We start from the raw sequence: 9,282 nt of genomic DNA on the forward strand, positions 1-9,282 counted from the left end.
GGATTATTTTCACTGAAAGACGGATGGATCGCTGTTCAATATCCAAACCAGAAGATATAAGTTAGGCGTTCTGAATGAACCGCCCTGTGCGGATCCGCATGCAGGGTGGTGTGGGGGCTGGAGGGTAAATACCTCCGGCTACCCGATTATATGCCTTTAACTCGGTGCTCCAATAGCGATTCTTCTGAGGTGGTTTTCAACACAAACATAAATAGACCAACACTTAAAAAACAGAACAATGAAGAAACAGCGATAGGCGCAGCGTGGTCGAAAGTTAACAACATAGAGCCTCCGAGCGCCACCAGAACCGAAGCTATACTCGTCATAGAAGATAAACTACCAAGCAATAGCCCAGAACGCTCTTCTCCTAATTTTTGTACAACGTAAGCGGGAAATGCACCACTTAAAATCGAAATTGGTATGCCGGTCACTAAAAATACAAAGAGTGATAGATTTGGTGTTAACACTACCATGCAAAAATAAAGCAATGAGAGTGTCAAACCAAACACGACATAAATTTGTTTTTTATTTAGTTTGTTGGAAACTCTAGGGACTAACTTCAAACTACTTAAAATCATTAAAGCGCTCATTATTGCCGCCGAAAAACCGATTTCAGTTGGAGAAAAACCTTGAACGCTCGTCAACCAAACAGGGATAAAATGGTACGCACCACTTGTACCTATAGCCATTAAAAGCTGAATCAGTAATAGTTGGAAATATAACTTGTTATTAAACAGTTTAACATTTGGCAGTACAGACTTGACAGCATGCACGGTATTAGTTTCTTGAACTAAGAATAAAACGATTAACCAACATAAAATATAAACCATCGCAGCGAGTACAAAAACAAACTCTGTTGATTGAGAGCCTGCTAAACCACCTAAAATAGGACCAGCCAATAATCCGCTATACACAGCCGCATTTATCTTTGATAAAGCAACCGTTTTATCCTTTTCTTCGCATAAATCTGAGGCTATTGCACGCGCTACAGAAACGTTACCCTCACATAAACCGATTGCAAATCGAGCAAGCAAAAATACTAAATAGCTCTCAATAACTACCGCGTATGCACACAACAAATAACCTAAAACAGAAAATACTAACGAAATGCTTAATAGCTTTTTTCGACCAAAACTATCAGAAATTGAACCGAGTAAAGCGCTACCAATAACCATCCCCAACGGATAAGCAGCGATGACTAACCCTAATAATATTTCTGGAGACAACCCTAACCACTGGGTCAAACTCGTTGTTTCACCGCCTAAAAATAATGGGGCAATGACAGGATATGGGAACGAAACACCTGCACAGCCCAAAAAGACGATTAACATTACAAAATTCATTTGTAATGTGCTGTTTTTACTTACCATTCTTCACCATCCTTGAGAATGTTAGGGTTTTACTTGTTGGCATATAACATTTTAATATCGTGCCAGCACGAATTGGTGTATTTAGCATATATTAAGCACCCTCTCTAACCAACTGAAAAATATGTATATAATTCAGTTTTGATATAATTTCTAGTTAAAAACCGTGCAAACACACATTGCCTCCTATTCGAGGCACGTTATCAATCAAGAACTTCTATTTTGTTCTATACTATTCAATAGCTTAGAAACACTTAAACAACGTATTCGTGCGTAGTTGTGTTTGAAGAACAGTCTCTAGTGGTCTAGTGGTCTAGTGGTCTAGTGGATTAGGAATTTGGGGACAAAGTTAGAACTCTAGGCATGAGGGAAAGTAAGGCAAGTTCCTGAGTTTGAACCTGAGTTCAATCCCTATATGGCTCATTTTGGGGCATTTCTGAGGTAGAATGTACCACGGGTAAAAATTCAGCCTGTGAAGGTTTTGGACAATTATCATTTGAAGAAAATGCTCTAATCGCTGTTATCACCAAGCGACTTTGTCGTTTTTAAGAGCAAAAACGCCTCACATCTGAGGCGTTTCACAGTTAATATATAAACTGAGGATTTATTTGAGTTTTATATGTTTGTTGGTCTATCAGTAATTCTTCACCTTAAATGTAAGGCTGAGTATTGTTGGCATTTTGAACGTCTTATTTTTGTGATAATTGCGGGGAACCCCCCCCTTTTTTTTATTTAGCAATTCACTACCTTAAAAACTATGGTGGACTTGGGCGTTACCCTTTGGGCAAGGCTTTTTGCTTGTATCTTTCACCTATGGCCTAAGAGTGGCATCACCCTGATGAGTCACTGCGTGCCGCCTCAGAATGTGCCTCTCTACAGTCCCTATCTAAAAGGATATCGCTGCAATCCTGAACGCCAGCGCCTCGTCATTCTTCCTCGTTGCCGTTCGTCGTACCTTCTCACTCCTTTCACTGACATCCATTAAGTTCGAGTAAGGGCTTGTTGCCTTATGTGCCGGTTTTCCTTTCGACTCGCATCATTTGATGGGGCTCGCAGACTGTTGACCCTCCTAAATCAGAACCTTCTCTGCAAGGGTGAATGAACGCTTCGCGCCCCTGCAGAGAAGAACCCTGTTTGAGGTAGGGGCAGCCAAGCGGCTCCATAAAGTGATACTCAAACAGAAAGGAAACTCCTCATGGCACAACGACACTCAAGCCCAACTCTCTCTAAACCGATGTTCAGCGACCAGCGTTTCGCCGCTGGGCACGAAAGCTCACCAAAAAATGATATCTCCTGTCGGGTCGTTGAACGTGCAGTTCGTTCGACTGTTTCAGCTACAGTTTCAAAAGGACTTATCTGGGTGAATTCAACGGACTTTAATTCGAGCGTTCGAGCGGTCAAAGTGCATGAGATTTTACTTAAGGAGTTTGGTTATACCGACTCTTTAATCTTAGAGGAAAGTCTGAAAGGAAAAGGGGTGAGTATTGGCGTATGTGACAGAGTGACGACGGTAAAACAGATGCGAGAAGATTACGCCTACGCGAAAAAAGAAGAGAGAAACGTTGAAACGACCGCTAAGCATCAAGCGATAGCGAAAGACCTTCTGACTAGCTTGTATGGCCAATAACACGGACTGAGCTCCGCCCATCACGACTTTAAATATTAAAAGGGGATCTATTATGTCTGTACTTGCTAACTACTCTAATCACAGTCTTTTCTCTGTAGAAGAAAAAGATATCTTGAACCATGCCGCGAGCATTTTAAAATCTAAGTTGTTTGTGTCAGAGCAGACGCCACTCAATTCCCCTGAATTGGTGAAATCATTTTGTCAGACTTCACTCGCTTCCAATGAAAGCGAAGTGTTTGGGGTGATATTTCTTGATAGTCAGCATCGGGTTTTACGCACAAAAGAGATGTTTAACGGCACCATTGACGCCGCATCCGTTTACCCTCGTGAAGTGGTCAAAGAGTCACTGGCCACAAACGCAAGTGCAGTCATTTTTTATCATAACCATCCCAGCGGTGATGCCACACCCAGCCAAGCCGATCGACGTATTACTCGACGACTGACTGACGCGTTAGCCTTGGTTGATATTCGAGTACTCGATCACTTCGTGGTGTCTTTTGAAGATGTGGTGTCATTTGCGGAGCGTGGTTGGATATAACCATTAGTTAGTGAAAAATGTCTCTCATTCACGCCTATTCTGGCGTGAATGACTTCGGTAACGTAATGCAGTAAACTAAAGACAATTAAATAAGGTTTCTATTATGTCTGAATCAAGCAAAGTTACATTAAGCGTTGAAGAGCTGATCAACCTAACCGCTCATGCTGCCACTCAAGAGCAGTTAAATGATACGCGTAAAGAACTCGATCAGAAGATCGAAGCGGTTCGTCATGACCTTTCAGATAAAATTGAAGCGGTTCGTAATGAGCTGAAGTCTGAAATTCAGGGTGTTCGTAATGAGCTGAAATCTGATATCCAAGGGGTTCGTATTGAAGTGAGTTCCCTTAAAAACCTCATTATTGCAACAGCCTTCGCGATGATTGCGACGGTAGCCGGTGCCGCGTTTTGGGTGGGTAGTCATATCAACGTTTAATGTTCAAATAGGTTTTCTGAAATGCCTCTTATCCTAGAGGCATTTTTTTGTTCTCGTTATGTCCTCGATCGCTTCAACGCTCGCGCTAAAAGAATTTAAGCCAAAGGCTCGACCGCAAGCGGTCGTCAAACCGGCTCTCAGTACCACAGTGCGCCCATTTACTCGATGTTTGATTATATTGCTTTGTCATGGTGTCACTTTGTGGGTTTGTGGCTGATAGGCGCCTTTTTTATTATAACGGTTTAAGGCTGATTTGAAGCGTAGCGTCATGATAAAGGCTTGAGTTGTGCGTTACCCTTCGGGCAAGGCTCTCCGCTTGTATCTTTCATCTATGGCCTAAGCGTGGCCTCACCCGGGTGAGTCACTGCGTGCCGCCCCAGAATGTGCCTCTCTACAGCCCCTATCTAAAAGGATATCGCTGCAATCCTGAACGCCTGCGTAGCTGCGCCTCGTCGTGCCTCCTCGTTACCTTTCACTGATTTCAATTAAGTTCGAGTAAAGGCTTGCTGTCTTATGTGCCGATTTTCCTTTCGACTCGCATCATTTGATGGTGCTCGCAGGCTGTTAACCATCCTCAATCAGAACCTTCTCTGCAAGGGTAAATGAACGCTTCGCGCCCCTGCAGAGAAGAACCATGTTTGAGGTGTGGACAGCCAAGCGGCTCCATAAAAGTGATACTCAAACAGAAAGGAAACTCCTCATGGCACAACAACATACAACCCCAACTCTCTCTAAATCGAATTTCAGCGACCAGCGTTTCGCCGCTGGGCACGAAAGCTCACCAAAAAATGATATCTCTTTACTGCGTATTCCTCAGCGTACAGAGGGAGAAGAGCACGGCTTTTCTCTTACGCCGTGTAGCGATATTACCTTAGCTGAACTCAAAATCGCGGGATTTACTCTGCGTGATTCTAAGTTCTACCCATCCACTCTGGCTGAGGTTGAGAAGAGCATCTTACATCACTTTAAAATAGGGGACTTAACTGACAATTTTATTGTGAAGGATGTATCAACCCCTTCGAGAGCCCTCTTTTCGTTTCACCGTTGCCCGTTTTAATTACTGGGATATTTTTGTATTAACGTCAGGAGTAAGTCATGAAATATCTCTCCCACTATGTTCAAGACAAACAAACGCTAGCATTTAATGAAGCAGGGGCATTTTTTGCCTTTTCCACTAAACAGTTCGATGAAGCAAAAAAAGAGGGCGTGAAATATGCGTCGTTAGGTATGGGTTTAATTTGCCCTGTTGATAATGCAAAGCAATTAATGACCCGTTTAGATTCTATTGCTCAAGAAGGGATCGCCGAAGACATCGAAGAGAATGGTAAAAAAGCGATCATTCGCCGTGAGCTATTCAATCACGAGTGTTTTTATACCAATGACATTTGTGATTGTGTCGAAAGTCTCGAAGGGTATGGTATTTCTTACGATGAAGTGTATGAGGTGTTTAATCACATTCGTAAAACGGAAGACGTTTCTTAAACGCTAAAAGTAAAGCGCCTTGATATTTGCTGTATCAAATATCAAGGCAAATTCAATTTAAATACAGGGGTAAATAAAATGAACATTAAAAATCTTACATCAGGTAACGAAGAAATAAAAGAAAAAATTTATGTTTGTACGGCTGTGCCGTTTGATCTTGGCCAAGTCGTTTGTACACAAGGCATTGCTGAACTGCTAAATAACAATATTGGTGTGAATTTACCGATTTACTTACATCGTCACCAAAATGGTGATTGGGGAAATGTCTGTGTTGAAGATAAACTTACCAATGATGAAGCCACCAAGACAGGCGAGCGGGTTTTATCCAGTTACACCATTTGTAATGAACAAGTCTGGATAATTACCAAGCGTGATCGTAGTTGCACTACGATTTTGCTCCCGAATGAATATTGATGACGTCAATTCACGCGATATAATGGAGTTCCTTTGGACTCCATTTTTTAGTTTATGAAAAAATCAATCTTATTATTGTCGGTGTTTCCAAGTGTTGGGTATTCGTTTTGTTTTGATGAAGCAGGACAACATTATAATGTTGCTCCAGCTTTGCTGCGAGCGATAGCACAAGTTGAAAGCAGTCTTGATCCTAATGCTTATAACGAAAACAAAAATAAAAAAGGTCAAGTAACCAGTCGTGACTTTGGACTCATGCAAATTAACTCTATTTGGTTTCCTCGATTGGCTGAATTTAACGTCAATAAAGCCAATATTTACAAACCTTGTTTTAATGTTTCATTAGGTGCGTGGGTATTAAGTTCTAACTTTTCTAGTCATGGTTATAACTGGAACAGTGTCGGCGCGTATAATGCGGGTTTTTCCAAACGCACCGAGAACGCCAGAAAAATATACATCCAAAAAGTCCAATCGGTTTATTTTAATCCTAACGTTAAATAAAAGACCTTGCACCATAACGGTGCAAGGTCTTTAGCTTTTCCTCTCGCTTTCTTCCTTCAATTTCCAGATCCCCCGCATCCCTCGTTCGTCAGATTCATTCGCCACCTGGTCGGCTTTTGTCTTTCGCTGTCAGTTTTTCCCGTCGCTTTGATTAAGGAAGTCAGATCATTCGTTCTGAGTTGTTGGTTAGTTGAGTTGGTGACCACACACCACGCTAAATCGTAAACGATTTAAATGATTGTCTGTGATGAATTTAAAACCTATAAAAACAATGACTTATGATTAATAGTGGAGGCGAAATAGAGCGTGAAAAAATTTTCAAAATCTCAACTAATTAGCCGCTGAAATCCCAGTGTGAAAATATGTAATTACATTGAATTATCATTGGCGCCTTTCTGTGTAAGGGATTGTGGTGATTTCAATCTAAATTCAATGGGATTTAATTAAATTGTTATTTATCCCTTTATCGGTAAGGTTGTAGCGGTTTTTTCAAAACTAAGTACAATGGGTTTACATTGAGAATTTATTGGATTTCATTGAGGCTTAAAGGTGGGCTTCATTGACATTCATTGAGGAGAAAAAGCTAAATTATGTCACGTTCTTACCCTTTACAAAGCTCCCTTCGAGGGAAGCTAGAGCAAGATTTTAAGAAGTTCAGAGACAGAGAAAAGTTAAGTGATGCCGAGGCAACTCGTCAGCTTTTTACCTTGGCGTTGCGTATCAAACTGAATGACAGTGACGATGAGCGGCCGTCGAACCGTGAGTTGATGGAAGAAACGTATCGTAGAGTTAGGCAGGTACAAGGCGTGCTAAATTTAAATTTGGCGCATAGCTTTGATGGGGAGGGGTATTATAAGAATAAAGCGGATTCGATTGAGCAAAGAAAATCCAACACCGCTTTGGTTGATAAAAGCGTCGATGAATATCTTGAAGGCGAAAAAAAAGGGTAGCCATTGGCTACCCTTTTATTATCGCTCTAACTCTCTGTCGATTTCTCTGTCTTCCCACTGACTCTCTTTCTCTGAGTGATTAAATTCCATCTCTTGTTGAGGTGAATATTCTTTTGGCTCAAAGTGGTCGAGTGATTGGCTGTCGGTTTCTTTTTTCTCATTATAGTTGAGGGTGTCTAATTCGCTCTCTTGATGAGAAGTGTGCGCCTCATTTAATTCAATGTTATGTGCGCTGTTATCTCGCTCTAATTTGTTAATGCACGATTTAATGTCCTCTTTAAGATTATCGTCTGACATGAATTGAATGTCTCGTCCATTAAAGTTCTCGACGATTTTCTCAATGTTGTTCGGGTTTAAATCGTGGTTGCCGTGATTTAATACAATAATGATGTTCTGTCTCAGTTCATCGGTGGAGATGTTTTGAATGTCGTTCTTATGATTGACATTGATAATGTCAATCTGCCCTTGGGTTTGGTCTCGAATTAAAAACGAGTGTTCAATTGAGGTACTGATGATGGTGGTGTTTAAATTCTCTCCTTGATGGAATTGGGTTAATTGTTTGGACTTTGTGCCTAGGGTTCTTGGATTAATGTCTAGGGAGGTGTCTTTATTGCCTTGAGTGTCTAAATAGGTCACTTCAATGGCTTTAGTTTCACCTTCTTTATTGTGGATATTGGTTAACATCGCAGGATGAAGAGATCTATCTTCGGATGAATAGACCGCCGGGTGGAATTTTACATGGTTGTTTTCAATGTTATTGACACCGAGCTTGTTTAAGTACGTTTGGGCCAGTGTGTTATCCATCGGTAAGCTTTGATTGATATAATCTTTAGCCCGTTCTTCAAACTGCGCAATATGCCTAGGTGTGGTGCTCAGTAATTTGTCGTGCTTACTGTTTTCCTCCAATTGATATTTGTCCGGTTCGTTTAGCATCTTGTGCGCTTCATTCATCGCGGCTTTATAGTTCATTTCCTTATGACTCATTATAAGGTTAATCAATGCGCCTTTTTCGCCTGTGGTGTAGTCTTTAAAATACCCACGATATTCTCCAGTTAGGGTCACTTTAATCGCCGATTTTCCAAGGCCAAAGGTTAAATAATCCCGGTCTGATTTGGATTGATTCGGCTGGCCTAATAACTGAATGGCGAGGCTTTCGGTGTATTTTGGTAGCTGCGTATTGATGTGCTCCCTAAATGTGTTGTAGTCAAAGTCACCGCTTTTATTTTGGAACCGAACGTCTTCGTGAGGGAGGGCATTTCGGTTAAAGTAGGTGGTGTCTTTGGGGGGCGTTTGGTTGAGGGTTTCTATTGCACTGGCTTTATGACTTTCTTTAGAGAGCCAGCTTTTGACCAGTTGTTTGGTGTTGTCGGTATAGAGGCGAATGTGCTGACTGGCACGGGTGACATCGATACCGGCGCGTCTTAAGTTGGTCAGTGCGCCTTTGCTTTGTATCGCGCTAATGACGTGTTGATAGGTGGACCCTTGCGCCATGTCTGCGGTTCGACTGTACGCGTAGTCCCAATGCCCGTCTTTAAGCTCGTTGGGGTTAATGGTGAGCGCTTGTCCTGTTTTGGATTGCGCTTTGATGCCTTCCTCATTGGCTTGCGTGATGCGGTATTCGACGTTGGCTTTGATGTCACGACTTTTATCGGTAAAGCGCGTGATGATTTTATCGCCCGTCGAAAGTGGCTTTTCTGACGCAGAGAACAGGGTGGTGAAGCGGTGGTCACGGTTGCGCGGTAAGAATGGCCTAGTCTTACCTGTCGCTGCGTCTTGAAGTGTCACCACGCCATGCTCTGAGTCAACGTGAGTGATTGTCGCGTACTCACCGGGTCTGGTGCTCAATATCAAGCCTTTTTGATACGGCATCATGGTAGTGAGCTCTTCACCCGTGGCGCCGATTGAGCGTAGCCGGGTTGCGACGACGTTCTCTTTGCCTAACTCACTCTGTTTCATCAAACCGACACGGATGT

At 42.2% G+C, this 9,282-nt stretch carries 9 protein-coding genes and 1 pseudogene; 8 read left to right on the plus strand and 2 right to left on the minus strand.

The window, feature by feature from the left end; all coding sequences use genetic code 11:
* Positions 1–146: 146 nt before the first annotated feature.
* The gene (locus AB4503_RS10325; protein ID WP_102503789.1) at positions 147–1,370 is read right to left on the minus strand and encodes an MFS transporter; all 1,224 of its coding nucleotides are present in this window, start codon (positions 1,368–1,370) and stop codon (positions 147–149) included.
* A 1,192-nt stretch (positions 1,371–2,562) separates the two neighbouring features.
* Here AB4503_RS10325 and AB4503_RS10330 point away from each other — a divergent pair.
* From AB4503_RS10330 to AB4503_RS10365, 8 genes are all read left to right on the plus strand, one after another.
* Positions 2,563–2,994, plus strand: a complete 432-nt coding sequence (locus AB4503_RS10330; protein WP_372114530.1) for a hypothetical protein — start codon at positions 2,563–2,565, stop codon at positions 2,992–2,994.
* Positions 2,995–3,046: 52 nt separating this feature from the next.
* Complete coding sequence (gene radC, locus AB4503_RS10335) at positions 3,047–3,532, plus strand: DNA repair protein RadC (protein WP_016799664.1); 486 nt, start codon at positions 3,047–3,049, stop codon at positions 3,530–3,532.
* Between the two features lie 103 nt (positions 3,533–3,635).
* Positions 3,636–3,965: a hypothetical protein gene (locus AB4503_RS10340; protein ID WP_048666186.1), complete on the plus strand. Its 330-nt coding sequence runs from the start codon at positions 3,636–3,638 to the stop codon at positions 3,963–3,965.
* Positions 3,966–4,665: 700 nt separating this feature from the next.
* Positions 4,666–5,022 (plus strand): hypothetical protein, encoded by a 357-nt coding sequence (locus tag AB4503_RS10345; protein WP_102421257.1) that lies wholly within the window; start codon positions 4,666–4,668, stop codon positions 5,020–5,022.
* A gap of 38 nt (positions 5,023–5,060) precedes the next feature.
* Positions 5,061–5,447: a hypothetical protein gene (locus AB4503_RS10350; protein WP_017100396.1), complete on the plus strand. Its 387-nt coding sequence runs from the start codon at positions 5,061–5,063 to the stop codon at positions 5,445–5,447.
* Between the two features lie 78 nt (positions 5,448–5,525).
* Positions 5,526–5,861, plus strand: coding sequence for a hypothetical protein (locus AB4503_RS10355; protein WP_048666188.1), 336 nt, complete (start codon positions 5,526–5,528; stop codon positions 5,859–5,861).
* Between the two features lie 54 nt (positions 5,862–5,915).
* Positions 5,916–6,359, plus strand: a complete 444-nt coding sequence (locus AB4503_RS10360) for a lytic transglycosylase domain-containing protein (protein ID WP_048666189.1) — start codon at positions 5,916–5,918, stop codon at positions 6,357–6,359.
* 590 nt (positions 6,360–6,949) lie between these two features.
* Positions 6,950–7,309, plus strand: a complete 360-nt coding sequence (locus tag AB4503_RS10365) for a hypothetical protein (protein WP_016790675.1) — start codon at positions 6,950–6,952, stop codon at positions 7,307–7,309.
* Positions 7,310–7,327: 18 nt separating this feature from the next.
* Here AB4503_RS10365 and AB4503_RS10370 read toward each other — a convergent pair.
* Positions 7,328–9,282 (minus strand): annotated as a pseudogene (locus AB4503_RS10370) (conjugative transfer relaxase/helicase TraI); the annotation flags it as partial.

This window comes from Vibrio sp. 10N.222.55.B11, assembly GCF_041473705.1.
GTDB classification, from domain to species: Bacteria; Pseudomonadota; Gammaproteobacteria; order Enterobacterales; family Vibrionaceae; genus Vibrio; species Vibrio crassostreae_C.